Annotated in this window: 23 protein-coding genes and 2 tRNA genes; 17 read left to right on the top strand and 8 right to left on the bottom strand. The window is 66.8% G+C overall.

Going from position 1 to position 23,686, the window contains the following annotated elements:
* Positions 1-8: 8 nt before the first annotated feature.
* Both D3869_RS00745 and D3869_RS00740 read right to left on the bottom strand, forming a co-directional pair.
* On the bottom strand, positions 9-2,399 hold the full coding sequence (locus D3869_RS00745; RefSeq protein ID WP_137138545.1) for a xanthine dehydrogenase family protein molybdopterin-binding subunit: 2,391 nt from the start codon (positions 2,397-2,399) through the stop codon (positions 9-11).
* Between the two features lie 37 nt (positions 2,400-2,436).
* A complete protein-coding gene (locus D3869_RS00740; protein ID WP_137138544.1) occupies positions 2,437-2,934 on the bottom strand; it encodes a (2Fe-2S)-binding protein in 498 nt (165 codons plus the stop codon).
* Positions 2,935-3,252: 318 nt separating this feature from the next.
* Here D3869_RS00740 and D3869_RS00735 point away from each other — a divergent pair, with 318 nt between their 5' ends.
* The 4 genes from D3869_RS00735 (at position 3,253) to D3869_RS00720 (ending at position 8,297) form a co-directional block, all read left to right on the top strand.
* A complete protein-coding gene (locus D3869_RS00735) occupies positions 3,253-4,191 on the top strand; it encodes a TAXI family TRAP transporter solute-binding subunit (RefSeq protein WP_137138543.1) in 939 nt (312 codons plus the stop codon).
* A gap of 31 nt (positions 4,192-4,222) precedes the next feature.
* Entirely contained in the window at positions 4,223-6,319 is a 2,097-nt protein-coding gene (locus D3869_RS00730) for a TRAP transporter permease (RefSeq protein WP_137138542.1), read from the top strand.
* A gap of 10 nt (positions 6,320-6,329) precedes the next feature.
* Positions 6,330-6,710 (top strand): DUF1850 domain-containing protein, encoded by a 381-nt coding sequence (locus D3869_RS00725; protein WP_137138541.1) that lies wholly within the window; start codon positions 6,330-6,332, stop codon positions 6,708-6,710.
* A gap of 114 nt (positions 6,711-6,824) precedes the next feature.
* A complete protein-coding gene (locus D3869_RS00720) occupies positions 6,825-8,297 on the top strand; it encodes a sodium:proton antiporter (protein ID WP_137138540.1) in 1,473 nt (490 codons plus the stop codon).
* 57 nt (positions 8,298-8,354) lie between these two features.
* Here D3869_RS00720 and D3869_RS00715 read toward each other — a convergent pair whose 3' ends face one another.
* Positions 8,355-9,179: a universal stress protein gene (locus D3869_RS00715; RefSeq protein WP_137138539.1), complete on the bottom strand. Its 825-nt coding sequence runs from the start codon at positions 9,177-9,179 to the stop codon at positions 8,355-8,357.
* A gap of 79 nt (positions 9,180-9,258) precedes the next feature.
* On the bottom strand, positions 9,259-10,017 hold the full coding sequence (locus tag D3869_RS00710) for a DUF1194 domain-containing protein (protein WP_137138538.1): 759 nt from the start codon (positions 10,015-10,017) through the stop codon (positions 9,259-9,261).
* A gap of 160 nt (positions 10,018-10,177) precedes the next feature.
* Here D3869_RS00710 and D3869_RS00705 point away from each other — a divergent pair, with 160 nt between their 5' ends.
* From D3869_RS00705 to D3869_RS00690, 4 genes are all read left to right on the top strand, one after another.
* Positions 10,178-11,308 carry an acetoin utilization protein AcuC gene (locus tag D3869_RS00705; protein ID WP_247895671.1) on the top strand — a complete coding sequence of 377 codons (1,131 nt, stop codon included), beginning with the start codon at positions 10,178-10,180 and terminating at the stop codon, positions 11,306-11,308.
* Between the two features lie 160 nt (positions 11,309-11,468).
* Positions 11,469-12,026 (top strand): hypothetical protein, encoded by a 558-nt coding sequence (locus D3869_RS00700; protein ID WP_137138537.1) that lies wholly within the window; start codon positions 11,469-11,471, stop codon positions 12,024-12,026.
* Positions 12,023-12,577, top strand: a complete 555-nt coding sequence (locus tag D3869_RS00695) for a hypothetical protein (protein WP_137138536.1) — start codon at positions 12,023-12,025, stop codon at positions 12,575-12,577. Before D3869_RS00700 ends, D3869_RS00695 begins: the two co-directional genes overlap by 4 nt.
* A 124-nt stretch (positions 12,578-12,701) precedes the next feature.
* A complete protein-coding gene (locus D3869_RS00690) occupies positions 12,702-13,142 on the top strand; it encodes a DUF192 domain-containing protein (protein WP_247895670.1) in 441 nt (146 codons plus the stop codon).
* Between the two features lie 13 nt (positions 13,143-13,155).
* On the opposite strand, the gene D3869_RS00685 is transcribed toward D3869_RS00690, so the two are convergent.
* The gene (locus tag D3869_RS00685; RefSeq protein ID WP_137138534.1) at positions 13,156-13,644 is read right to left on the bottom strand and encodes a hypothetical protein; all 489 of its coding nucleotides are present in this window, start codon (positions 13,642-13,644) and stop codon (positions 13,156-13,158) included.
* 133 nt (positions 13,645-13,777) lie between these two features.
* Between D3869_RS00685 and D3869_RS00680 the strand changes: the two genes are divergently transcribed.
* The 4 genes from D3869_RS00680 to D3869_RS00665 all read left to right on the top strand — a co-directional run bounded on the left by D3869_RS00680 (position 13,778) and on the right by D3869_RS00665 (position 14,977).
* Positions 13,778-13,855, top strand: a tRNA-Pro gene (locus tag D3869_RS00680).
* A 49-nt stretch (positions 13,856-13,904) separates the two neighbouring features.
* On the top strand, positions 13,905-14,201 hold the full coding sequence (locus D3869_RS00675; protein ID WP_014240426.1) for an ETC complex I subunit: 297 nt from the start codon (positions 13,905-13,907) through the stop codon (positions 14,199-14,201).
* A 10-nt stretch (positions 14,202-14,211) separates the two neighbouring features.
* Positions 14,212-14,288 (top strand) — tRNA-Arg (locus tag D3869_RS00670).
* A 446-nt stretch (positions 14,289-14,734) separates the two neighbouring features.
* A complete protein-coding gene (locus D3869_RS00665; RefSeq protein ID WP_247895669.1) occupies positions 14,735-14,977 on the top strand; it encodes a DUF6460 domain-containing protein in 243 nt (80 codons plus the stop codon).
* A 332-nt stretch (positions 14,978-15,309) separates the two neighbouring features.
* Here D3869_RS00665 and hisI read toward each other — a convergent pair whose 3' ends face one another.
* Together hisI and metC are read right to left on the bottom strand one after the other, a co-directional pair.
* A complete protein-coding gene (gene hisI, locus D3869_RS00660; protein WP_137138532.1) occupies positions 15,310-15,750 on the bottom strand; it encodes a phosphoribosyl-AMP cyclohydrolase in 441 nt (146 codons plus the stop codon).
* Between the two features lie 44 nt (positions 15,751-15,794).
* Complete coding sequence (gene metC, locus D3869_RS00655; protein WP_137138531.1) at positions 15,795-16,973, bottom strand: cystathionine beta-lyase; 1,179 nt, start codon at positions 16,971-16,973, stop codon at positions 15,795-15,797.
* Positions 16,974-17,213: 240 nt separating this feature from the next.
* On the opposite strand from metC, the gene D3869_RS00650 reads away from it, so the two are divergent.
* From D3869_RS00650 to D3869_RS00630, 5 genes are all read left to right on the top strand, one after another.
* Positions 17,214-18,236, top strand: coding sequence for an amino acid ABC transporter substrate-binding protein (locus tag D3869_RS00650; protein WP_137138530.1), 1,023 nt, complete (start codon positions 17,214-17,216; stop codon positions 18,234-18,236).
* A 200-nt stretch (positions 18,237-18,436) separates the two neighbouring features.
* Complete coding sequence (locus D3869_RS00645) at positions 18,437-19,636, top strand: amino acid ABC transporter permease (protein ID WP_137138529.1); 1,200 nt, start codon at positions 18,437-18,439, stop codon at positions 19,634-19,636.
* Between the two features lie 5 nt (positions 19,637-19,641).
* The gene (locus D3869_RS00640) at positions 19,642-20,760 is read left to right on the top strand and encodes an amino acid ABC transporter permease (protein WP_137138528.1); all 1,119 of its coding nucleotides are present in this window, start codon (positions 19,642-19,644) and stop codon (positions 20,758-20,760) included.
* A gap of 22 nt (positions 20,761-20,782) precedes the next feature.
* A complete protein-coding gene (locus D3869_RS00635; protein ID WP_014240433.1) occupies positions 20,783-21,559 on the top strand; it encodes an amino acid ABC transporter ATP-binding protein in 777 nt (258 codons plus the stop codon).
* A gap of 141 nt (positions 21,560-21,700) precedes the next feature.
* On the top strand, positions 21,701-22,786 hold the full coding sequence (locus D3869_RS00630) for a pyridoxal phosphate-dependent aminotransferase (RefSeq protein WP_137138527.1): 1,086 nt from the start codon (positions 21,701-21,703) through the stop codon (positions 22,784-22,786).
* Here the strand turns inward: D3869_RS00630 and D3869_RS00625 are convergent.
* On the bottom strand, positions 22,722-23,675 hold the full coding sequence (locus D3869_RS00625) for a DMT family transporter (RefSeq protein WP_137138526.1): 954 nt from the start codon (positions 23,673-23,675) through the stop codon (positions 22,722-22,724). The two genes, D3869_RS00630 and D3869_RS00625, sit on opposite strands and share 65 nt — an antisense overlap.
* Positions 23,676-23,686 lie beyond the last annotated feature (11 nt).

Raw genomic sequence — 23,686 nt, 5'->3', positions numbered from 1 at the left:
CCTCCCTCTTACTCGGCCGCCTGGGCGGGGGTGTGGCGCCGGATCGCCTGCCAGACCCGCTCCGGGGTCGCCGGCATGTCGAGATGCGTGACGCCGTATTCGGACAGGGCGTGAACCACCGCGTTCATCACGGCGGCGGACGCGCCGATGGTCCCGGCCTCGCCGCAGCCCTTCACGCCCAGCGGGTTGTGGGTGCAGGGCTGGTCCTCGTGGTAGCGCACCGTGAAGGACGGCACGTCGTCCGCCCGCGGCATGCAATAGTCCATGTAGGAGCCGGTGATGAGCTGGCCCGAGTCCTCGTCATAGACGCAGTTCTCGTAGAGCGCCTGCCCGATGCCCTGGACCAGCCCGCCATGGACCTGCCCTTCGACGATCAGCGGGTTGATGACGCGCCCGAAATCGTCCACCGCGGCGAAGTTGACCACCTGCACCACGCCGGTGTCGGGGTCGATCTCCACCTCGCAGACGTGGCAGCCGTTGGGGTAGGTGAAGTTCTTCGGGTCGTAGAAGGCCTGTTCGTCCAGCCCCGGCTCCAGCTCGTCGAGCGGGAAGTTGTGCGGGACGTAGGCCTGCAGGGCGATGTCGCCAATGGTCAAAGCCTTGTCGGTCCCGGCCACCACGAAGCGCCCGTCCTTCACCTCGATGTCGGCCTCGGCGGCCTCCAGCATGTGGGCGGCGATCTTCTTGGCCTTGCGCTCCACCTTGTCCATCGCCTTGACGATGGCCGACCCGCCGACCGCCAGGGAGCGCGAGCCGTAGGTGCCCATGCCGAAGGGGATCTTGCTGGTGTCGCCGTGGACGATCTCCACATTCTCGATCGGTACGCCGAAGCGCTCGGAGACGAGCTGCGCGAAGGTCGTCTCGTGACCCTGCCCATGGCTGTGGGAGCCGGTGAAGACCGTCACCGAGCCGGTGGGGTGGAAGCGCACCTCCGCCGATTCATACAGCCCGGCCCGCGCGCCCAGCGCGCCCGCGACGTTGCTCGGCGCGATGCCGCAGGCCTCGATGTAGGTGGCGAAGCCGATGCCGCGCAGCTTGCCGCGCCGGGCGGATTCCGCCTTGCGCGCCGCGAAACCGTCGTAGTCGACCAGCGGCAGCGCGATGTCGAGATTTTTGGCGAAGTCGCCGGTGTCGTACTGGAGCGCCACCGGGGTCTGATACGGCATGGCGCTGGCCGGCACGAAATTGCGGCGACGCAGCTCCGCCTTGTCGATGCCCGTCTCGGCGGCGGCGACCTCGACCAGCCGTTCGATCAGGTAGCAGGCCTCCGGACGCCCGGCGCCGCGGTAGGCATCCACCGGCACGGTGTTGGTGAAGACCGCCTTCACTTCGGCGTAGATCGCCGGGGTCTTGTACTGGCCGGCGAGCAGCGTGGCGTAGAGGTAGGTCGGGATCGACGGCGCGAAGGTCGACAGATAGGCGCCCATGTTGGCGATGGTCGCGACGCGCAGCGCCAGGAAGTTGCCGTCGCGGTCCATCGCCAGCTCGGCGTGGCTGACATGGTCGCGGCCATGGGCGTCGGTCAGGAAGCTCTCGGAGCGCTCGGCGGTCCATTTCACCGGGCGCCCGACCTTCTTCGCCGCCCAGGTGACGACCGCCTCCTCCCCGTAATGGAAGATTTTGGAGCCGAAGCCGCCGCCGACGTCGGGGGCGACGACGCGCAGCTTGTGCTCCGGGATGCCCAGCACGAAGGCGCCCATCAGCAGGCGGATGACGTGCGGATTCTGGCTGGTGGTGGTCAGCGTGTGCTCGCCGGTCGCCCGGTCGTATTCGCCGAGCGCCGCCCGCGGCTCCATGGCGTTGGGGACGAGCCGCTGGTTGACCAGATCGAGCTTCGCCACATGGGCGGCCTGCGCAAAGGCCGCGTCAACCGCCGCCGCGTCGCCGAGATGCCAGTCGAAGCAGAGGTTGCCACCGACGTCGTCATGGACCAGCGGCGCGCCGCCCTCCAGCGCCTTCAGCGAGGTCACCGCCGCCGGCAGTTCCTCATAATCGACCATGACCAGTTCGGCGGCGTCCTTCGCCTGCTCGCGCGTCTCGGCGATGACCACGGCGACAGCGTCGCCGACGTAGCGCGCGCGGTCGCGGGCGATCGGGAAGTGCGGCGGCTCCTTCATCGGGGAGCCGTCCTTGGAATGGATCTGCCAGCCGCAGGGCAGGCTGCCGACCTTGTCGGCCTCCATGTCGGCGCCGGTCAGCACGGCGATCACGCCGGGGGCCTGCATGGCCTCGGCCGCGTCGATGCCGGTGATGCGGGCGTGGGCGTAGGGGGACCGGACGAAGACCGCGTGGGTCTGGCCGGGCCGGTTGATGTCGTCGGTGTAGGTGCCGCGCCCGGTCAGGAAGCGCGCGTCCTCGCGCCGGCGCACGGAAGCGCCGATGCCGGTGGGGTTCGCCATCTTGGTGTTCCTCCCATGTGAGCCTTGCTTCCGCCCGTTATTCGGCGGCGGCCTTCATCGTGCCGCCTTGCATCGCCTCCGCCCCGGCCATCACCGCCTTGACGATGTTGTGGTAGCCGGTGCAGCGACAGATGTTGCCCTCCAGACCCTCGCGGACGTCGTGCTCGCTGAGGGAGGGGTTGGCCGTCACCAGATCGACGGCGCTCATCACCATGCCCGGCGTGCAGAAGCCGCATTGCAGGCCGTGATGCTCGCGGAAGGCCGCCTGCATCGGGTGCAGCGTGCCGTCGGCCGCCGCCAGCCCCTCGATGGTGGTGACCGCGGCGCCGTCGGCCTGGGCGGCCAGCATGGTGCAGGACTTCACCGACCGACCGTCGATGTGGACGACGCAGGCGCCGCACTGGCTGGTGTCGCAGCCGACATGGGTGCCGGTCAGGCCGAGCTGGTCACGGAGGAAGGTGACCAGCAGGGTCCGCTCCTCCACCTCGCGCGAGACCGCCTTTCCGTTGACGGTCATGGAAACGGTACACGGCATCCGCTGTCCTCCCAATGTTGGTGACGTTCTGTTGCCCCGACCTTCGCGACGCTTCTTTCGACGGCTCTTCCAAATCTGCGGGATAAAGTGTGGTGCAGGACCAACCGGAACAAGGATAGGGGGGCGTCGTCCTGTCCGGTCAAGACGCCGTTCGGCCTCCTCCGAAGGGAGAGGGCTTGTGCCGAACCGCCGCGCGCCTATCGGTTCCTACGGACTGGCGGACCCACCGACCACAAGTTAGGATAGCCAACAATCCGACGCAAACCAAAGCGTCTTACGAACGATCCGCTACGGACAGCCTTTTGGGAGGATAGAAGAATGAAGCGTTTCCTGGCCGCGGTCGGCGTCTGCATGCTCACCGCGCTGCCGGCCCAGGCCGAGCAGTTCGTCACCGTCCTCACCGGCGGCACCAGCGGCGTCTATTACCCGTTGGGCGTCGCGCTGTCCGGCATCTACGGCAAGGCCATCCCGGGGGCCAAGGTCACCGTCCAGGCGACCAAGGCCTCGGTGGAGAACCTGAACCTCCTCCAGTCGGAGCGCGGCGAGATCGCCTTCTCGCTCGGCGATTCGCTAAGCGGCGCCTGGAAGGGCGACGAGGAGGCCGGCTTCAAGACCAAGCTGACCAAGCTGCGCACCGTCGCCGCCATCTACCCCAACTACATCCAGATCGTCGCCAGCAAGGATTCCGGCGTGAAGACGCTGGCCGACCTGAAGGGCAAGCGCGTGTCGGTGGGTGCGCCGAAGTCGGGGACGGAGCTGAACGCCCGCGCGATCTTCGCTGCCGCCGGTCTGGGCTACAAGGACTTCTCCAAGACCGAGTATCTGCCCTTCGCCGAATCGGTGGACCTGATCAAGAACCGGCAGCTCGACGCGACGCTCATCTCCGCCGGCCTCGGCGTGGCGGCGATCAAGGATCTGGCGACCTCGCAGGAGATCACCATCGTGTCGATCCCGGCCGACGTGATCCAGAAGGTCGGCGATCCCGCCTACATCGCGGAAACCATCCCGGCCAACAGCTACAGCGGCCAGAGCGAGCCGGTGCCGACCGCGGCAGTGCGCAACCTGCTGGTCACCCATTCCGGCGTGTCGGACGACGCGGTCTACGCGATGACCAAGGCGATGTTCGAGAATCTCGAAGCCATGGCCGCCGCCCACGCCGCGGCCAAGCAGATCAAGCTGGACGCGGCCACCATCCAGTCGCCGGTGCCGCTGCATCCGGGGGCGGAGAAGTTCTACAAGGAAAAGGGCCTGATGTAAGCGTGCCCCGTCGTCCCGGAACCCCCGTGCGATGAGCGCATCCTCCCAAGACGCGGACAACAAGATCCGCCAGGCCATCGACCGCGAGAATCCCTCGACGGTCGTGGCCTTCGAAGGCGTGTCCGGAAAGGCCGTCTTCGCCATCGCCGTCGCCTTCTCGCTGTTCCAGATCTGGACGGCGGCGTTCAACCCGCTGTCCAGCATGGTCGTCCGGTCGGTCCATGTCGGCTTCCTCCTGCTGATGACCTTCACCCTGTTCGGCTTCCGCTCGCACGGGGAGAGGCGCAGCGTGCCCTGGTACGACTGGCTGCTCGGCCTCGGCGCCTTCACGCTGGGCTTGTATCACTACGTGTTCGAGGTCGATCTGATCCAGCGGGCCGGCGATCCGAACATGACGGACCTGATCGTCGGCGCGATCACCATCGCGCTGGTGTTCGAGGGCGCCCGGCGCATCACGGGTTGGGCGCTGCCGATCATCTGCGGCGTCTTCATTCCCTACGCGCTGTTCGGGCGGCATCTGCCCTTCGGGCTGGCCCACCGCGGCTACGACATCGATCAGGTCATCGACAACCTGTACCTGTCGACCGAGGGCATCTACGGCACGCCCACCTTCGTCTCCGCGACCTTCATCTTCCTGTTCATCCTGTTCGGCGCCTTTCTGGAGCGCGCCGGCATGATCAAGCTGTTCAACGACGTGTCGCTGGGCCTCGTCGGGTCTGCCAAGGGGGGGCCGGCGAAGGTGGCGGTCATCTCCTCCGGCTTCATGGGGACGATCAACGGCTCGGGCGTGGCCAACGTGCTGACCACCGGCCAGTTCACCATTCCCCTGATGATGCGCTTCGGCTACCGCCCAGCCTTCGCCGGGGCGGTCGAGGCGACGGCCAGCATGGGTGGGCAGCTCATGCCGCCGGTCATGGGGGCCGCCGCCTTCATCATGGCCGAGACCATCGGCGTTCCCTTCAGCGACATCGCCATTGCCGCGGCGATCCCGGCCATCCTCTATTTCGGCAGCGCCTTCTGGATGGTCCATCTGGAGGCGGGCAAGCGCAACCTTATCGGCTTGCCGAAGGACCAATGCCCCAGCGTGTCCCGCGCGCTGATCGAGGGCTGGTACCTGATCCTGCCTCTGGCGGCGCTGGTCTACCTGCTGTTCTCCGGCTTCACACCGCTGTTTGCGGGGGTGATCGGCATCGCGTCGACCATCGCATTGATCCTCGGCACGACAATCGTCGGTTCCATCGGGCCGATGGCCCTGCGCGTCGCCTTCTGGGTCGTGCTGGGGCTCCTTGCCGCGGCGCTGTGGCGGATGGGCTGGCGGACGGAGCATCTGGCCTTCGCCATCGTCGGGCTTCTGGTCATTCCCTGCCTGATCGTGAAGGGCGGGCGGGAGACTCTGGCGATGCTGGTGAACAGCCTCGCCGATGGCGCCAAGAACGCCGTGGGCGTCGGCGTGGCCTGCGCGCTGGTGGGCGTGCTGATCGGGATCCTGACCCTGACCGGACTAGCCTCCAGCTTCGCCGGGACGATCGTGCAGCTGTCCGGCGGCAATCTGCTGGTCGCGCTGATCCTCACCATGTTGGCCTGCATCCTGCTGGGCACCGGGCTGCCGACGACGGCCAACTACATCGTCACGGCGGCCATCGCGGCGCCGGCCCTGCTGCAGATGGGCGTGCCGCTGATCGTGTCGCACATGTTCGTCTTCTACTTCGGCATCATGGCCGACCTGACCCCGCCGGTGGCGCTGGCGGCGCTGGCCGCCTCGTCCATCTGCCGGGCCGGGCACATGCAGGTCGGATTCATCGCCACGCGGATCGCCATGGCCGGCTATGTCGTGCCCTTCATGGCGGTGTATTCCCCCGCGCTGATGCTCCAGACCACCGATCCGCTGGCCGTGGCCTACGTCCTGTTCAAGGCGCTGATCGCCATCGGCCTGTGGGGAGCGGCGACCATCGGCTTCTTCTGGACGCCTCTCAACCTGGCGGAGCGGGTGTTCTCGGCCGCCGCCGCCTTCCTGTTCGTCGTGGCCTTGCCGGTGACGGACGAGGTCGGCTTCACCATGACGGCGGCTTTCCTGCTGTGGCAGCGCCATCGCCTGCGGCGCCTGGGGCGGAGCAGCGCCCCGGCATGATGAAGACGGCATGAGCGTGGCCTTGTGCCTGTCGGCGTTCGGCGGGGCGGTTCTGGCCGCCCTGCCGGGTCCCGCCTTCACCCTGTCCTGGACCCATTCGGTGGAGAAGACCGAATGGCGGGAGGAGTGGCGCATCGAGGATGGGCGTCTTGTCCTGACCGAAGCCCGCGTGAAGGGCACCGGCGCCGGGATGGAGCCGCCGCCGGGCGCCCGCTTCGCCGATCGCTGGTGGATATGGGTGCCGGCGGTACCGCCGTTGGAGCGGCTGGTGCTGGCCGCCTCGTCCTACACGCCGGACCACAGGCTGTGCGCGGGGGGAGAGTGCCGCCCGCTTCACGGCTGGATCGGCGGACCGGTCCCGAGTCCCCTCGAACTGAAGCCCTGCGGCTAGAGACACGTTTTTCACGCACGGCGGGTAAGGTGATTTCGTGGGGGCGATCCGGCTTGGCTTAGCCCTTTCGGAGACGCATACTTCGGTAACTGATATTACAGATGAATGCGTGTTATGACCGACGCCCGACCCACCCGACACCGCCTCCCCCGTTCACTGTCCGTACCCCTGGCCGCCCTGGCTGGCCTCGCCGTCGCCGGACTGCCGGGGTTGGCCCTGGCGGCGGAAGCGGCGGGGGCTCCGCATCTCGACGGGCGGGATCTGAGCGTGTTCTGGGTGATTCCCTTCGCCGGGATTCTCCTGTCCATCGCGCTGATGCCGCTGCTGGCGCCGTCCTTCTGGCACCATCATTTCGGCAAGGTCGCCGCCGGCTGGGCCATCGCCTTCCTGATGCCCTTCGCGCTGACCTTTGGGGCGGGGCTCGCCACCTACGAGCTGCTGCATACCCTTCTTCTCGAATACATCCCCTTCATCGTGCTGCTGACCGCCCTCTTCACGGTGGCGGGCGGCGTGCGGATCGCCGGCACCCTGGTTGGGACGCCGCTGGCGAACACGCTGGGGCTGGGGCTTGGCACGCTGCTGGCGAGCCTGATGGGGACCACCGGCGCCTCGATGCTGCTGATCCGCCCGCTGATCCGTGCCAACGAGCACCGGCGGCACAAGGTGCACACCATCGTCTTCTTCATCTTCCTGGTGTCGAACGTCGGCGGCTCCCTGACGCCGCTGGGCGATCCGCCGCTGTTCCTGGGCTTCCTGAAGGGGGTCAGCTTCTTCTGGCCGACCGTGCACCTGTTCTGGCCGATGATGCTGGTGGCCGGCTGCCTGCTGGCGATCTATTTCGTGGTCGACCTCTACCTGCACACCAAGGACCCCGGCAAGCACCCGCTGATCGAGGGGGTGCACGAGCGGGAGCCGGTGCGGATCGAGGGGGCGGTCAACCTGCTCCTGCTCGTCGCCATCGTCGGTGCCGTCCTGCTCAGCGGCGTCTGGCATCCGGGGGTGGGGGTGGAGATCTACCACATCCACGTGCCGCTGGAGACGATCGTCAGCAACCTGCTGCTCCTCGTCATCACCGGCCTGTCGTTGACGCTGACCAGCGCGCACAGCCGCCGCCTGAACGCCTTCACCTGGGGGCCGATCCTGGAGGTGGCGAAGCTGTTCGCGGCGATCTTCCTGACCATCATCCCGGCCATCGCCATCCTGCGGGCGGGCACCGACGGGGCGCTCGGCGCCATCATCGCGGCGGTGAACCAGGATGGCCAACCGGTCCCGGCGGCCTATTTCTGGGCGGCGGGCATCCTGTCCAGCTTCCTCGACAACGCGCCGACCTATCTGATCTTCTTCAACACCGCGGGCGGCGACGCGCAGGTGCTGATGACCGATCTCGCGGTGACCCTGGCGGCCATTTCGGCGGGCGCGGTGTTCATGGGCGCCAACACCTACATCGGCAACGCGCCGAACTTCATGGTCAAGGCCATCGCCGAGGAGCGCGGCGTGGCGATGCCGAGCTTCTTCGGCTATATGCTGTGGTCCTTCGGCATCCTGGTGCCGCTGTTCGTCCTGGTGACCTGGGTGTTCTTCCTCTAGGTCCGAAACTCCAGGTACCGATGCCGGGCGGCCCGTCGCCGCCCGGCGCTTCGCCGGTCAGTGGGACATCAGAACCGGCACTTCCAGCTTCGCCAGCACCGTCCGGGTGGCGCCGCCCAGCACCATCTCCCGCAGGCGGGAATGGCCGTAGGACCCCATCACCAGAAGATCGCCGCCCAGCTCGCGGCAGGCGCTGATCAAAACGTCGCCAACGTCACCGCCCTTGAAGATGATCGCCTGATGCTGGCTGCGCACGCTGTGGCGCTCCAGCCAGATCATCAGGTCGCGTCCGCTGTCGAGCCGGTGGCCCGGCGGGTCGACGGTGACCACCGTGACCTTCTCCGCCTCCTTCAGGAACGGCAGGGCGTTTCGAACGGCGCGCCCGGACTCCCGCGTGTTCTTCCAGGCGACCACCGCGTGGCGTCCGATCCCCGAGGCGGACGGTGCGGCATGGGGCAGGACCAAGGTGGGGCAGGGGCTGGTCAGCGGCAGCCGGTCCGGCACCTGGAGCGCCACCCGGTCGCTACGCTCGTCGTCATGGCTCTGAGTCACCACGGCAAGGTCGGCGTAGACGGCGCGGGCGGCCAGCAGTTCTACATGGTCACCTTCCTCGATTGTCCAGGAGTAGGAGCAGTCCTTCAGCGCCTGCCGAACCTCCTGCTCGATCTGCTCCGCCTTCTCGTGGGCGATGGCGGTGGCCTCCGCGATGTAGGCGTAGGACGCGGCGCGGCCGGTCACCGCGGCGGGCATGGACACCGGCGTGGCGACGAACAGCACCTCGACAAAGGCGGAGAAGCGTTTGGCGAGGATGGCGGCCGCCTCCAGACGCAGGGTGTGGCGGTCGTCGTTCGACATGTGCAGCAGGATCGTCTTGATCGGCATGGTCTCGCTCGCAGGTTTCGAACCGGATGACCGGCCTTCCATAGGTAATGTTTGTTGAACCAATCTGGCAACGATCCAGCTAACGGCTGGCGAGGCCCCGGAGCCCGCCCGCGCCGGGGTCGGGCGGAAGACCGGAGATCTCCAGCAGGAGCTTGCTCAGGATGGCGTCCGCGAAGGCCTCGAAGCTGACGGCGGGGACCAGGAAGGCGCCGGGCCCGCCGATCACATGCTCCTCGTAATAGCCGTCGAGATTCGTCGGCGCCGCCCCGCCCCAGGGGTTGGGCCGGTCGTTGAGGATCGGCAGGCCGTTGATGGTGATCCCGGCGGCGACCGCCTCGTCGCGCGCCCATTGCACCGGGCGGCCGCGGTTGTTGACCCCGTCGCCCGACACGTCGATGACCCGCCGCGTCCCTTCGAATCCGTTGTCGTTGAACAGGCGGGCGCTGAAGTCGATGGCCGCGCTGATCGACGTCCATTGCGCGCTCAGCGTGGGCGATTCCGCGATGGAGGAGGCGAAGGCCTCGACGCTGCCGTGGTCGCTCAGCAGGGTCCAGGGCACGGTGATGCGCTGGAAACTGTCGCCGGCCCATTCGACGTAGGTGACGGCGATGCGCCCGAAGGGACCGCCGCGGATCGCCGCCTGGACCTTTGGGTCGGTGAGGGCGGCGACGTAGCCTTCCCGCTGAAGACGGCCTTCCTCCGCGTCCACGCTGCCGGACACGTCCACGGCCAGCACCAGTTCCAGATCGACCGGCGTATCGGCCAGGACCGGCGCACCCGCTCCGCCGGCCACAAGAACCGCGACGGCCACCCCCGCCAGACGCCACGCACCGTCCATGCCGAGCCTCCCCCGCGGATGTTTTCGCCCATACCCCTCAAGAAAAGAGATCGCCGCGCGGTCACGACAAGGGGCCTTCTGCACGAGACGTTGACGGATGGGCGTCGCGGCTCCACCTCTCCACCCCATGCCGACCGATTTTCCGAACGAATCTCCGCCAATGTTTCCCGGCCGCCCGCTGTTTCTGGGCAGCGAGATCTACCGGGGGTCCAGCTATGGCGCGAAGCACCCGCTGGCCATCCCGCGGGTGTCCACCGCCATCGACCTCAGCCGCGCCATGGGCTGGCTGCCCGACGCGGTCTACCGCGACAGCCCGCTGGCGACGCCGGAGGAGCTGGGGCGCTTCCACAGCCCGGACTACCTCGCCGCCCTCCACCGCGCGGAGGCGGACCAGCGGGTGGATGCCGAAACGGGGGAGCGCTACAACCTCGGCCGGTTGGAAAATCCCGTCTTCCCGGAGATGTACCGCCGACCGGCCATCAGCACCGGTGCCGCCATCCTGGCCGGGCGCCTGCTGGCGGAGGTGCCCGCCGGCATTGTCTACAGCCCGGCCAGCGGCACCCACCACGCCCGCCCCGGGCGGGCCAGCGGCTTCTGCTATCTCAACGCCCCGGTGCTGGGCATCCTGGCTCTGCTCGATTCCGGAATTGACCGGGTGCTCTACGTCGACCTCGACGCCCACCACGGTGACGGGGTGGAGGACGCCTTCGCCGACGACGACCGCGTGCTGACCCTGTCGGTCCACGAGGATGGTCGCTGGCCCTTCACCGGCAAGGCGGAGGATCGGCCCGGCGCTCTGGCCTTCAATCTGCCGGTCCCGCCGGGGTTCAACGACACGGAGATGGATCACCTTCTGGAGGCGGCGATCCTGCCGGTGGGGAGGGCGTTCCACCCCCAGGCGCTGGTCATCCAGACCGGGGCCGACGCGCTGGCCGAAGACCCGCTGAGCCGGCTGGAGCTGTCGAACGGCGCGCTGTGGCGGGCGGTGCGCGCCCTGATGGGGCTGGCGCCGCGCCTGATGGTGGTTGGCGGCGGCGGCTACAATCCCTGGTCCGTCGGGCGCTGCTGGGCGGGGATCTGGGCGGTGCTGAACGGCATCGACCCGGCGGTGCCGCCGACGCCGGAGGCGGAAGGCGTGCTGCGGGCGCTCTCCTGGTCGCGTGCTGCCGGGCGCAACCCGCCCGAGCATTGGTTCACCACCCTGGCCGACGCGCCGCGTCCCGGCCCGCTGCGCGACGAGGTGCGTCGCGTTGCCGCTGCGGCAATTGCGAAGATGGTCCGTACTGGATAATCTTTGGAAAGTTTTTCATTCACGTATGTCACGCAGTTGACGTAATGGGACGAATCGGCCAGCCTGATTCGCGCGACTCGCGCTGTCCGCAGGCCGATCCGACCATCCGCGTCATGCCGGAGACCGGAAGCCGCAGAGAAGGAGAGGGGGCAGGCCGCCGATGTCCAACACCACCTTGCTCCTGCTGACCATCGCCGCGATGATGCTGGCCGCCGTCCCGGTCGCCATGATGCTGAAGCGCTTCCTGCCCGAATTCCTTCACCGCTCGGCCGGCATCGGCCAGCTTGAGAACCGCATCTACGTCCTTCATTCGGAGATCCACGAAATCCAGGACCGGGTGAACGGCAAGGTGCAGCGGCGCAACCAGGTGTCCGCGGAGAAGCACCGCGCGGAAACCGAAAACCGCAAGATGGAGCGGGCGATCGCGGACATCGCCCTCCAGCCGCCGGTGTTCGTGCATGAGGTGGGCGATCCCCAGGCTGGCCTGTCGAAGTTCCTGGTGAACGTCGCCCAGGAGAAGGCGTCCTCCGGCGGGGACAAGTCCCAGGTCAACCCGATCTGGCGCTGCGCCAACGTGGCGGAGGTCTGGGCATCCAACGCGGAGGAGGCCAGACAACTCGTCGAGGTGGCGTTCCCGTTCAAGATGGGCTTCACCAAGACGTTCCAGAAGACGCAGGGCCGCCCCAACCCCGGCCGGATCAGGGCGCCCGCATCATGATGATCAATTTCCTCATCATCCTCGGGATCATCGCCATCGGAGCGTGGCTGGGCAACGTGCTCCTCGCGGTCGATGCTCAGATGGCGCAGAGCCGCAGCCGCATGCGCGCCGCCAAGGACACCATCGGCAAGCTGGAAGCGACGATCCGCAGACTCCAGCGCGAGGAAGAGAACCTCGCCAAGGAAATCGACGAGTGCATGGCCGACACGGTGGAGGCGCGCCGCAAGCAGTCGGAGATCCAGCGACGCCTGTCCGAGGCGCAGACCAAGCAGCGGCCACAGCTCCTGATTCTGACCGACCGGCGCAATCCGAACGACCGGGAATGGCTGGTGACCGTCGTCAACACCCAGGTCGGCGAGATCGACGCGCTGCACCCTTTGGCCGTCGAGTGGGCGCGCGGGCGCGACTATCTCGTCTGGGCCGAAAGCGACCGGGAAGCCGGGGAGCGCGCCATCCGCCGCTTCAGCGCCCGCCCCGGCTATCAGATCAAGCAGGTCAAGCCGTTGACCAAGGACATCTACACCACCGCGACCGACCGGACGGCGGCGTAACGCCGCCGAAGAGGCCGCTGGACAGCCGCGCATCGCGGCGGCATCGTCCAAGCTCTGAACGTCAAGGAATGGGTTGGTCGCGATGATCGGACGGGCTGTGCGTGGCCTCTTGGGTGGGCTTCTGATGGGGGCCGCGATTCTGCTGTCGGCCCTGCCGGCGACGGCGTTGGAGAGCTTCGCGCGCTCCACCCTGACAGTCGAGACGGCGGGCGGCGGCAAGTACCGCTTCGACGTGGAGTTGGCGGAAACCCCGGCGCAGCAGGCGCAGGGGCTGATGTTCCGTGAGAAGATGGCCGCCGACGCCGGCATGCTGTTCACCTACGACCGTCCGCAGCCGGCCAGCTTCTGGATGAAGAACACGCTGATCCCGCTCGACATGATCTTCATCGGGGCCGACGGCCGCATCGTGAACATCCACGCCAACGCCGTGCCGCAATCGCTGGACGCGGTCAACTCCGCCGGTCCGGTGAAAGGCATCCTGGAAATCAACGGCGGCATGAGCGCGCGCCTGGGCATCCGTCCGGGCGACCGTGTGGCGCACGCGGCGTTCGGCACAGCAAAGTGATGGCGCCGCCGCGTTAACGGTGGTCGTCGGGAAACCCGAAGGCGGTCAGGAAGAGCCGGGCGGCCGCCTCGGGGTCGGTGGTCGAACCGCTCACCACTGCGGCGGCGCCCGGGTGCAGCCACCCCCGCAGGGTGCGCCGCAACACGCCATCGGACGACGGTGGTTCCTCCAGCACCGCCGCGGGCGTGCCCTGCCGCGCCAGCCGAACGGCGCCAAGGGCGACGAGCCCGGCATCCGTCCCCACCCCGATCAGCCCGACCGGCCGCCGCTCGGCGACGATCCGCGCGAGAGCGAGGACCGAACCGGCGGTGTGGCGCTTGGCCAAATCGATCTGGCCGATGCCGGGATGCAGCGCCGCCCGCAACGGTCCACCCCCCATCGGCGCCACCACATCGAGCGCGCAGCCGCGCCGTCGCAGGGCATCGGCCAAGGCCACCGCGGCGCGGCCGGAGGGCGTGTCGTCCAGCGCGGAGACGAAGAGGGCGAGACGGGAAGGCGGCATGGACGGGGTGTTCACGGAAAAGGCGGCCGACGCTGTCGAAAGGGGCGGCATCATACGGAAGCACCACCCTGCGGGATAGATGCGGCTGCGTCTTGCCGTCCGCGCGGGGTTCGTGTATTCCACTGCGCGACGTCGGGGCGTAGCGCAGTCTGGTCAGCGCGCCAGTTTTGGGTACTGGAGGCCCCCGGTTCGAATCCGGGCGCCCCGACCAACGAAATTCGAACGATGCACCACGCACGTATCAGAGGAGATGCCGCGTCATGAAGGTCCGGATCTACCAGCCGAGCAAAGCGGCCACTCAGTCCGGGCGTGCCAAGACGCATCGTTGGCTTCTGGAGTACGAGATCGAGACTCCGCGCCGTCCGGAGCCGCTGATGGGCTGGATCAGCTCCGGCGACACGTTGAACCAGGTGCGGATCGGTTTCGAGACGTCCGAGGAGGCGGTTGCCTTCGCCCAGCGCAAGGGCTGGGACTACACGGTCCAGGATGCGCCGGTCCGCCGCGTCCGCCCGCGCAACTACGCCGACAATTTCCGCATGGACCGTCCGCGCTTCTGAGCCGGACCGGGGCCCCATAGCTCAGTTGGATAGAGCAATCGCCTTCTAAGCGATAGGTCGCAGGTTCGAATCCTGCTGGGGTCGCCACCTTCCTTTGAAACAGCACATCGTCCCGATCGATGAGCGCCGTCGGTGGATTCCCGCCACCGGACGCGCTTCCGATTCCCAAACGGTCAACACAGTTATCCCCATATCCTTTTTGTCGTAGGCAAAGGGGACATGAAGCCTTTGGTTGCGGTACGACACTGACGATTTGCAGTGTATCCAATGGTTTCGCCTCGCGATGACCATGCCCAATTTGGGGGCATGACGGCAAGATATCGCCACTCCAACAGGCTTGGGGACTCATCCACAAAGTTATCCACAGAAAATGGGGATAACCCGAACGCGCCCGCGCGAGGCGGAGCCGAGGCGTTCGCATGCGCCGCTGCCGTAACCATCTACCGCAAGGAACGCTCCCCGTGCCGGTGACGTTTCACGGGGCGCCCGAGCACCCCCGCGCCGATCGGCCGTCAACACGAGGTGATGTCTTGGTGGGTTGGATCGTCAGAACGCTTCTGCTGTGCTTCGTGGTCGGGTTGGTTCTGTCCTTCCTGGACATCAATCCGGCTAGCATCCTGACCAACAGTTGGGACACCATACAGGACATCGCCCGGCTCGCCGCGGACATGTTCCATTGGGCGCTGCCCTACATCCTGATCGGAGCGGTGATCGTCGTCCCGCTGTCCGTGATCGGAGCGGTCATGCGCTGGACCCGCACGCGCCACCGCCCGTAATGCAATCCCTAACTCCGCCGCCCCCAAAAGAAAAAACCGGAGATCCAGTGGATCTCCGGTTAAGTGAATACAGGGAGGGTTAGAGACAAGCACTGTTTAACTGTTTGGGCGGCCCGCTTCGTTGATCTGTATCAATCTGCGATAATTTTATCGGTCCGCTGCAACCGGACCGGCTTTGACTTTGAACAAAAAAATAGCCGAGGGTTCCATTGGAACCCCCGGCATAGGCGAATACAGGGAGGGTTAGAGACAAGAGCGTTCTACCTCTTCCCGCCCCGGGCTACGTTGACATAGATCAAACACTTTTCGCATTGCAGCGAAGGTTTAGCGTCTTACTTGTGCGTGTGTCCGTAGAGAACCGAAGGATCGGTTTCAACGTCCTGAGTGATGGCGAGCTTCCCATCGCGCAACGCGCGGTAGAAACAGCTGCGGCGCCCGGTGTGGCAGGCCACGCCGTCCTGCTCCACGATCACCAGCAGGGTGTCGCCGTCGCAATCGACGCGGAAATCCTTCAGCCGCTGCATCTGGCCGGAGGTCTCGCCCTTGCGCCACAACCCCTTGCGGGACCGCGACCAGTAGCAGACGCGCCCCGTGCGCAGCGTTTCCAGAACGGCCTCGCGGTTCATCCAGGCCATCATCAGGATCTCGCCGCTTCCTTCGGCCTGGGCGATGGCGGGGACCAACCCGTCGGCGTTGAAGGCGATGGCGGCGATCACGTCGTCGAATGCGGGCTCGGATGCGGGCCCGGGCGCGGTGGCGGTGGCGTCCGTCATGATGTCCAATCCTCGTGCATGTGCCGCTCGTCCGGTTGCACCCGTTACAGCGCGGCCCTCAGGCGGGTGAAAGCGCCGTCCAGATCCCGGATGAGATCGTCCACGTCCTCCAGACCGGCGTGCAGGCGCAGAACGGTGCCGGGATCGGTCCAGCGGGTCGCCGTGCGGACGGCGGCAGGACGCGTCGGCAGGATCAGGCTCTCGAACCCGCCCCAGCTGTATCCCATTCCGAACAGTTCCAGGGAATTCAGCATGGCCGACAGGGCCGGCTTCCGCACCGCGTTCATGACGATGGAGAACAGGCCGGAGGAGCGCCCGATGTCGCGCTTCCACAACGCGTGGCCCGGACAGTCGGGGAAGGCCGGATGCAGGATGCGCGTGACCTCGGGCTGCTTCGACAGCCAGCCGGCGAGGGCGAGCGCGCTTTCCTCGTGCTGCTTCAGGCGGACGGAGAGCGTGCGCAGGCCGCGCAGCCCCAGATAGATGTCGTCCGGACCGGCGCAGGTGCCCGTCCGCGTGGCGGCCTTCTTCACCGCCAGCCAGTGCTCCTCGGTGGCGCAGGAGATCACGCCCAGCATCGCGTCGGCGTGGCCGACGATGTATTTGGTGGCCGAGTGGATCGACACGTCCACCCCGTGCCGCAGCGGCTGGAAGAAGAGGGGGGTGGCCCAGGTGTTGTCGATCATCACCGTGGCGCCCACGGTCTTGGCCGCCGCCGCGATGGCCGGGACATCCTGCACCTCGAAGGTCAGGGAGCCCGGCGATTCGAGGAACACCACGCTGGTGTTCGGCTTTAGCAACGCGGTGATGCCGGCGCCGATGGTGGGGTCGAAATACTCGACCTCCACGCCGTAGGGCACCAGCGTGTCGTTGGCGAATCGGCGGGTCGGGCCATAGGCGCTGTCGGTGATCAGAACATGGTCGCCCGTCTTGGTGAAGGCGATGAGCGCCGTGGCGATGGCGTTCAGCCCCGATCCCGTGTTCACCGCGCGATAGGCGCCCTCAAGCTCGGCCACCGCCTGTTCGAAGGCCAGCGTGGTCGGAGTCCCGATGCGCCCGTAGTTGATGCGGTCGAAAGGCGCCTGGTCGCCCGCCTCCAGATCTTCCAGCGTCGGAAACAGCACCGTCGAGCAATGGTAGACCGGCGGATTCACGATTCCGTGATTCTCGCGCGGGCAGCGCCCGGCGTGTCCGAGGATCGTATCTTTTCGTGCGTCTTTCATGGGTCTTCCCGCAACAACAGTGATGGCGGCCACATCCCGACATTCCGAGATGGACCCGGCCACCAAAGATTCTTTTCCCTAAGCCTCTGTAAGGGATAACCAAGCCAAATGCACGGCTTAAGGATGATTCGACAAGCCGGATGCTGTTGGTGCACTCTTGTCACACGCGCGTGTCCGCCATGCGGGACGCGCAATGCATGAACCTAAGCGTAAAAACGCAAGAACAGGGTGGAGCTTAATATGAAATCGGGAATCCTCGCCGCTGCTGCCGCGGCCGTGGTGTTCGGCGCCGTGACCGGCGCCCAGGCCGGTCCGACGCTGGACGCCGTCAAGGGCCGCGGCTTCGTCCAGTGCGGCGTGAACGCCGGCCTTCCGGGCTTCGGCAACCCCGACAGCTCGGGCAACTGGACCGGTCTCGATGTCGATTACTGCCGCGCGGTCGCGGTTGCGCTGTTCAACGATCCCAACAAGGTCAAGTTCACCCCGCTGTCGGCCCAGCAGCGCTTCCCCGCCATCCAGTCGGGCGAGGTCGATCTGCTGTCGCGCAACACCACCGTCACGCTGACCCGCGACACCTCGGTCGGCCTGAACTTCGCCCCGGTCACCTATTATGACGGCCAGGGCTTCATGGTGAACAAGAAGCTCGGCGTGAAGAGCGCCAAGGAGCTGAACGGCGCCACCGTCTGCGTCCAGGCCGGCACCACGACCGAACTGAATCTGGCGGACTATTTCCGCTCCAACAACATGTCCTACAACCCGGTCGTCATCGAGTCGAACGACGAGGTGAACGCCGCCTACTTCGCCGGCCGCTGCGACGTGCTGACGACCGACGCCTCCGGCCTGGCCGGCACCCGCGCCGGCGTGGCCCCGGTTCCGGACGACCACATCATCCTCCCGGAGATCATCTCCAAAGAACCGCTGGCCCCCGCCGTCCGCCATGGTGACGACCAGTGGTTCGATGTGGTGAAGTGGACCGTCTACGCCACGATCCAGGCCGAAGAGATGGGCATCACGTCCAAGAACGTCGACGAGTTCGTGAACAGCAAGAACCCGGAGATCCAGCGCATCCTCGGCACCTCGCCGGGCATGGGCAAGGCGCTGGGCCTGGACGAGAAGTGGGCCTACAACGTCATCAAGACCATGGGCAACTATGGTGAGATCTTCGAGCGCAACGTCGGCCTGAAGACGCCGCTGAAGCTGGAGCGCGGCCTGAACGCGCTGTGGACCAACGGCGGTCTGCAGTACGCGATGCCGATCCGCTGAGGACGGAAAGGGGGACCGCGGACCACAGGGAGGCCCGCGGTCCTTCCTTTTTTTGACGACGGGCGCGGCGGTTGCAGGGCGACAAGAATCAATGCCCGTGCCGCAGGCCCGTTTGGGAGACGATATACGTGGCGCAGGTTGCGGCGGACGTTCGGGAGGCGGCCGGCGCGCTTACGCCATGCTGGTGAGGGGAGAGAACCGTGGCCAGCGAGACCCGGGACACCGCGCGCCCAAGCGCGCCTGGCGGTGTTTCATTTTCCCTCAGCGACCCGACGGTCCGTGCCGTGTTCTACCAGGTTCTGGTGGTCGGCATCGTCATCGCGGTCGGCTGGTTCCTGATCCACAACACGCTCGACAACCTGTCGAAGCGGTCCATCGCGACGGGATTCGGATTCCTGGAACGCGAGGCCTCGTTCGGCATCGGTGAGAGCCTGATCGATTATCATCCGCGGGACAGCTACGGCCGGGCCTTCCTGGTCGGCGTGCTGAACACGCTGAAAGTGTCGATCATCGGCGTCGTGCTTGCGACCGTGCTGGGCACGCTGATCGGCGTCGCCCGCCTGTCGAGCAACTGGCTGATCGCCAAGCTGGCCTCCACCTACGTGGAGATCGTCCGCAACATTCCGCCGCTGCTCCAGCTCTTCTTCTGGTACGCGCTGGTGTCGGAAAGCATGCCGCCGGTGCGGCAGGCGCTGAACCCGATTCCCGGCGTGTTCCTGTCGCAGCGCGGCTTGTTCGTGCCGGTGCCCTCCGCCGACCCGGTGTGGGGCACGATGGGCTTCGCGCTCGCCATCGCGGTGATCGGCGTGATCTTCCTGCGGCGCTGGGCCAAGGCCCGGCAGGAGCGGACGGGCCAGCCCTTCCCGATCGGAACGGCGAGCCTGGGTCTGCTGATCGGCCTGCCGCTGATCGCCTACATCGCCGGTGGCGCGCCGACGGCGCTGGACGTTCCGAAGCTGCAGGGCTTCAACTTCGTCGGCGGCGTGGTCCTCACCCCGGAGTTCTTCGCGATCCTGGTCGGGCTGGTCGTCTACACCGCCGCCTTCATCGCCGAGGTGGTGCGCAGCGGCATCCTGGCGGTCAACTGGGGCCAGACGGAAGCCGCAAGAGCCCTCGGCATCGACAGCGGCAAGACGCTGCGGCTCGTCGTCCTGCCGCAGGCGCTGCGGGTGATCGTGCCGCCGCTGACCAGCCAGTATCTGAACCTGACCAAGAACAGCTCCCTGGCGCTCGCCATCGGCTACCCGGATCTGGTGTCGATCGCCAACACGACGCTGAACCAGACCGGTCAGGCGATCGAGGGCGTGGCGATGATCATGGGCACCTATCTGGTCATCAGCCTGGGCATCTCGATCTTCATGAACTGGTACAACAAGCGCATCGCGCTGGTGGAGCGCTGACGGCCATGACAGACAACGTCCATACCGGTAACGTCTCCACCGGAAGCATCCCCGACGAGCGTCCGCCGTCCAACACCGTCGGCCCCGTGGCGTGGCTGCGCAACAATCTGTTCAACACCTGGTACAACGCGCTCCTGACGATCCTGATCGCTTGGCTGCTGTTCAAGGCGATTCCGCCGCTTCTCGACTGGCTGATCTTCAGCGCCAACAGCTTCGGCACGCCGCCCCAGGTGTGCCGGCAGGAGGGCGGCGCCTGCTGGACCTTCGTCAGCGAGAAGCTGCGCTTCGTCATGTTCGGCACCTTCCCGTACGACGAGCAGTGGCGGCCCCTGGTCACCATCGTGATCATCATCGCGCTGGTGCTGGCGAGTTGCGACCGCCGCTTCTGGAAGCCCTGGCTGGCCCTCGTCTGGATCGCCGGCCTGACCGCGGTGGGCGTGCTGATGTGGGGCGGCGTTCTGGGCCTGACCTATGTCGAGAACACGCTGTGGGGCGGCCTGCCGCTGACGCTGATGCTGTCGGTGGTCGGCCTGTCGGTGGCCTTCCCGGCGTCGGTCCTGCTGGCCCTCGGGCGGCGCTCGCAGCTTCCCGCCATCCGCGTCATCTCGGTGACCTACATCGAGCTGATCCGCGGCGTGCCGCTGATCAGCCTGCTGTTCATGGCCTCGGTGATGTTCCCGCTGTTCCTGCCGACCGGCGTGAACTTCGACAAGCTGCTGCGTGCCCAGATCGCCTTCATCATGTTCGCCGCCGCCTATATGGCGGAAGCGATCCGCGGCGGTCTCCAGGCCATTCCGAAGGGGCAGTACGAGGCGGCGGACGCTCTCGGCCTGAACTACTGGCAGGCGATGGGCAAGATCATCCTGCCGCAGGCGCTCGCCATCTCCATCCCGCCGCTGGTGAACACCTTCATCAGCTTCTTCAAGGACACGTCGCTGGTCATCATCATCGGCCTCTACGACCTGTTGGGCACGGCCAAGGCGGCGCTCTCCGATCCGGCGTGGCGCGGCTTCTACCGCGAGGCCTACCTGTTCATCGGCGTGATCTACTGGGTGTTCTGCTACTCCATGTCCAAATACAGCCAAAAGCTCGAACGCGACCTGCGTCGCGGTCATCGTCGCTGAGGGAAGGGGAAAAGAGATGACCATGGCCCAAACCGCCGGCGCCGCGCGCACCTTCGCCCAGGGGGAGCCGATCATCCAGTGCCAGGGCGTGCACAAGTGGTACGGCGAGTTCCACGTCCTGAAGAACATCGACTTGTCGGTCGCCAAGGGGGAGCGGATCGTCATCTGCGGCCCCTCGGGTTCCGGCAAGTCGACCATGATCCGCTGCCTGAACCGGCTTGAGGAGCACCAGAAGGGCTCCATCGTCGTCGACGGCATCGAACTGACCGGCAACCTGAAGAACATCGAACTGGTCCGCCGCGAAGTCGGCATGGTGTTCCAGCACTTCAACCTGTTTCCGCACCTGACCGTGCTGGAAAACTGCACGCTCGCCCCCATCTGGGTCCGCAAGAAGCCGAAGGCCGAGGCGGAGGAGATGGCGATGCGCTACCTGAAGCGGGTGCGCATCGCCGAGCAGGCGCACAAATATCCCGGCCAGCTTTCCGGCGGTCAGCAGCAGCGCGTGGCGATCGCCCGCTCGCTGTGCATGAGCCCGAAGGTCATGCTGTTCGACGAGCCGACCTCCGCCCTCGATCCCGAGATGGTCAAGGAGGTGCTGGACGTCATGATCGGGCTGGCCGAGGACGGCATGACCATGCTCTGCGTCACGCACGAGATGGGCTTCGCCAAGTCGGTCGCCGACCGCGTCATCTTCATGGACCGCGGCGAGATCGTCGAGCAGAACACGCCCAACGAGTTCTTCAACCACCCGCAGTCGGACCGGACGAAGCTGTTCCTCAGCCAGATCCTGAACCACTGATGCTCATAACCGCGCCGGAACGGCTTGTTCCGGCGCGGTAAACCAGCGCAACCCGCAAGGAACGCTGGCGGGTTGCCCCGGTTTCGGGTTGAATGCAGTCCGTTCGTGCTGTTTGCCGTTATGCACAACGGAGCCCGCCTGATGGAGCTGCTGAGTCCCCGTCCCGGAATTGGCCAGATCAAGCCCTACCGTCCCGCCCGACCTCCGGAGGACGGCGCCGCCTGGGTCGATCTGTCGCTGACGGTCAATCCGTTGGGGCCCGGCAAGAAGGCGCTCACCGCTTACCGCCACATGGCGGCGCAAATCCACCGCTATCCCGACTGGTCGCAGGACCGCCTGCGCCACGCCATCGCCCGGCGCTATGATCTGGACGCCGGCCACATCACCTGCGCCAACGGCTCCGACGAGATGATCCACCTCGTCACCCAGGCCTTCGCCGGGCCGGGGGACGAGGTTCTGTGCCACGAGCATGGCTACCGCGGCTTCATGAAGGCGATCCGCGCCGCCGGGGCAACGCCGGTCATCGCCGCGGAGCGCGATCTGGTCGTCGATGTCGAGGCGATGATCGACCGGGCGAACGAGAAGACGAAGCTCTGCTTTCTCGCCAACCCGAACAACCCTACCGGCACCTACATCCCATCCGAGCAGGTCCTGCGGCTGCGCGCCGGCCTGCCGTCGCACACGCTGCTGGTGCTCGATTCGGCTTACGCCGACTATTGCCGGCGCGACAACTACAGCGACGGCACGGCGATCGTCGAGAATTCCGACAAAGTGCTGATGGTGCGCACCTTCTCCAAGCTGCACGGGCTGGCCGGGCTGCGCGTCGGCTGGGCCTATGGCCCGGCGGGGGTGATCGAGGCGGTCAACCAGACGCGCGGCCCCTTCAACGTCGGGATCGCCGCCCAGGCCGCGGCGGAGGCCGCCGTCGGCGACACCGAGCATGAGGAGGCGACCTTCGCCCACAACAGCGCCTGGCTGCCCTGGCTGAGCCACGAGCTGGAGCAGCTCGGCGTGCGCGTCTATCCCAGCGTCTGCAACTTCATCCTGGCGCGCATCCCGACCGACCCGTCGCTCGGCGTCCAGGCGGTGCTGGACCATCTGGCGCGCCGCGGCATCCTGGTGAAGCCCACCCAGGATTACGGGCTGGCCGACTGCCTGCGCATCACGGTCGGGCGGGAGGACGAAAACCGCGCTCTGGTCGCGGCTCTGGGAGAGATTCTGAGCTGACCTCCGGCTCCTCGCCGGGAACCGGTTCGGGCATCGGGTCGGGATGCCGGGCATGCTCGCGGGCGAAGATGAACAGCCCGGAGCCGACGACGATCACGATGCCGACCAGCGAGAGCAGGTCCGGCCACTCGTCGAAGAAGATCGCCCCGATGGCCAGCGCCCACAGGATCTGGCTGTACTGGGCCGCCCCCACCCGGTCGGCCGGGGCGAAGGCGGCGGCCAGGGTGAACAGGGCCTGGGCGGCGAAGGTCGTGGTGGCGAAGCCCACCGTCAGTATCCACTGCTCCCGCGTCGGCCACTCGAAACCGGGAATCATCAACAGGCCGGACGCAACGGCGGTCGACAGGAACACGGTCCCGATCAGAGTGAAGCGCTTCTCCGTATGCCCGATCATCCGGCCGGTGATGACCACGACGGCGGAGCTGAAGGCGCAGCCCAGCGCCGCGAAATGGCCGGGGAGAAGCTCACGGAAGCCGGGTCGGGCGACGATGAGCACGCCGATGAAGGCCGCCCCGATGGCCAGCCGCCGGCGCCAGCGCACCGGCTCCTTCAGCACGACGATCGCCAGCAGAGTCACCAGGCTGGGCATCAGGAAGATCATCGCGAAGGCTTCCGCGAAGGGAAGGCTGCGGAACGACATGACGCTGAGCGGGGTGGAGGCCGCCACGAAGACCAGCCGCACCGTCATCAGCCAGGGCCGGTTCCAGCGCAACAGGTCGCCGAGCCGGTCGCCCTTGGTCATGAAGACCGGGGAGAGCAGCAGCGGCATGATGTAGGCGAAGAAGGTGACCTCGAACGGGTCCAGCCCATGCCCGATCGCCTTCACCAGCGCGTCGCCCCAGGCGAAGAAGGCGAAGGCCAGGAACGCGAACAGAATGCCCTTCGTCATGGCGTCGGTGT

The sequence above is a fragment of the Azospirillum brasilense genome, assembly GCF_005222205.1.
In the GTDB taxonomy this organism is placed as follows: Bacteria; Pseudomonadota; Alphaproteobacteria; order Azospirillales; family Azospirillaceae; genus Azospirillum; species Azospirillum brasilense_G.
The sequence above is the reverse complement of the archived record's forward strand: the minus strand, read 5'-3'. Positions and strand labels throughout refer to the sequence as shown.

Bases quoted from the DNA above. Each gene is read 5' to 3' on its own strand.
- D3869_RS00735 (WP_137138543.1), top strand. From the start codon at position 3,253: ATGAAGCGTTTCCTGGCCGCGGTCGGCGTCTGCATGCTCACCGCGCTG.
- D3869_RS00635 (WP_014240433.1), top strand. From the start codon at position 20,783: ATGGCCCAAACCGCCGGCGCCGCGCGCACCTTCGCCCAGGGGGAGCCG.
- D3869_RS00740 (WP_137138544.1), bottom strand. From the start codon at position 2,934: ATGCCGTGTACCGTTTCCATGACCGTCAACGGAAAGGCGGTCTCGCGC.
- D3869_RS00695 (WP_137138536.1), top strand. From the start codon at position 12,023: ATGATGATCAATTTCCTCATCATCCTCGGGATCATCGCCATCGGAGCG.
- hisI (WP_137138532.1), bottom strand. From the start codon at position 15,750: ATGACGGACGCCACCGCCACCGCGCCCGGGCCCGCATCCGAGCCCGCA.
- D3869_RS00745 (WP_137138545.1), bottom strand. From the start codon at position 2,399: ATGGCGAACCCCACCGGCATCGGCGCTTCCGTGCGCCGGCGCGAGGAC.
- D3869_RS00640 (WP_137138528.1), top strand. From the start codon at position 19,642: ATGACAGACAACGTCCATACCGGTAACGTCTCCACCGGAAGCATCCCC.
- D3869_RS00700 (WP_137138537.1), top strand. From the start codon at position 11,469: ATGTCCAACACCACCTTGCTCCTGCTGACCATCGCCGCGATGATGCTG.
- D3869_RS00630 (WP_137138527.1), top strand. From the start codon at position 21,701: ATGGAGCTGCTGAGTCCCCGTCCCGGAATTGGCCAGATCAAGCCCTAC.
- D3869_RS00625 (WP_137138526.1), bottom strand. From the start codon at position 23,675: ATGACGAAGGGCATTCTGTTCGCGTTCCTGGCCTTCGCCTTCTTCGCC.
- D3869_RS00715 (WP_137138539.1), bottom strand. From the start codon at position 9,179: ATGCCGATCAAGACGATCCTGCTGCACATGTCGAACGACGACCGCCAC.
- D3869_RS00725 (WP_137138541.1), top strand. From the start codon at position 6,330: ATGAGCGTGGCCTTGTGCCTGTCGGCGTTCGGCGGGGCGGTTCTGGCC.
- D3869_RS00730 (WP_137138542.1), top strand. From the start codon at position 4,223: ATGAGCGCATCCTCCCAAGACGCGGACAACAAGATCCGCCAGGCCATC.
- metC (WP_137138531.1), bottom strand. From the start codon at position 16,973: ATGAAAGACGCACGAAAAGATACGATCCTCGGACACGCCGGGCGCTGC.
- D3869_RS00650 (WP_137138530.1), top strand. From the start codon at position 17,214: ATGAAATCGGGAATCCTCGCCGCTGCTGCCGCGGCCGTGGTGTTCGGC.
- D3869_RS00685 (WP_137138534.1), bottom strand. From the start codon at position 13,644: ATGCCGCCTTCCCGTCTCGCCCTCTTCGTCTCCGCGCTGGACGACACG.
- D3869_RS00690 (WP_247895670.1), top strand. From the start codon at position 12,702: ATGGGGGCCGCGATTCTGCTGTCGGCCCTGCCGGCGACGGCGTTGGAG.
- D3869_RS00675 (WP_014240426.1), top strand. From the start codon at position 13,905: ATGAAGGTCCGGATCTACCAGCCGAGCAAAGCGGCCACTCAGTCCGGG.
- D3869_RS00705 (WP_247895671.1), top strand. From the start codon at position 10,178: ATGTTTCCCGGCCGCCCGCTGTTTCTGGGCAGCGAGATCTACCGGGGG.
- D3869_RS00720 (WP_137138540.1), top strand. From the start codon at position 6,825: ATGACCGACGCCCGACCCACCCGACACCGCCTCCCCCGTTCACTGTCC.
- D3869_RS00710 (WP_137138538.1), bottom strand. From the start codon at position 10,017: ATGGACGGTGCGTGGCGTCTGGCGGGGGTGGCCGTCGCGGTTCTTGTG.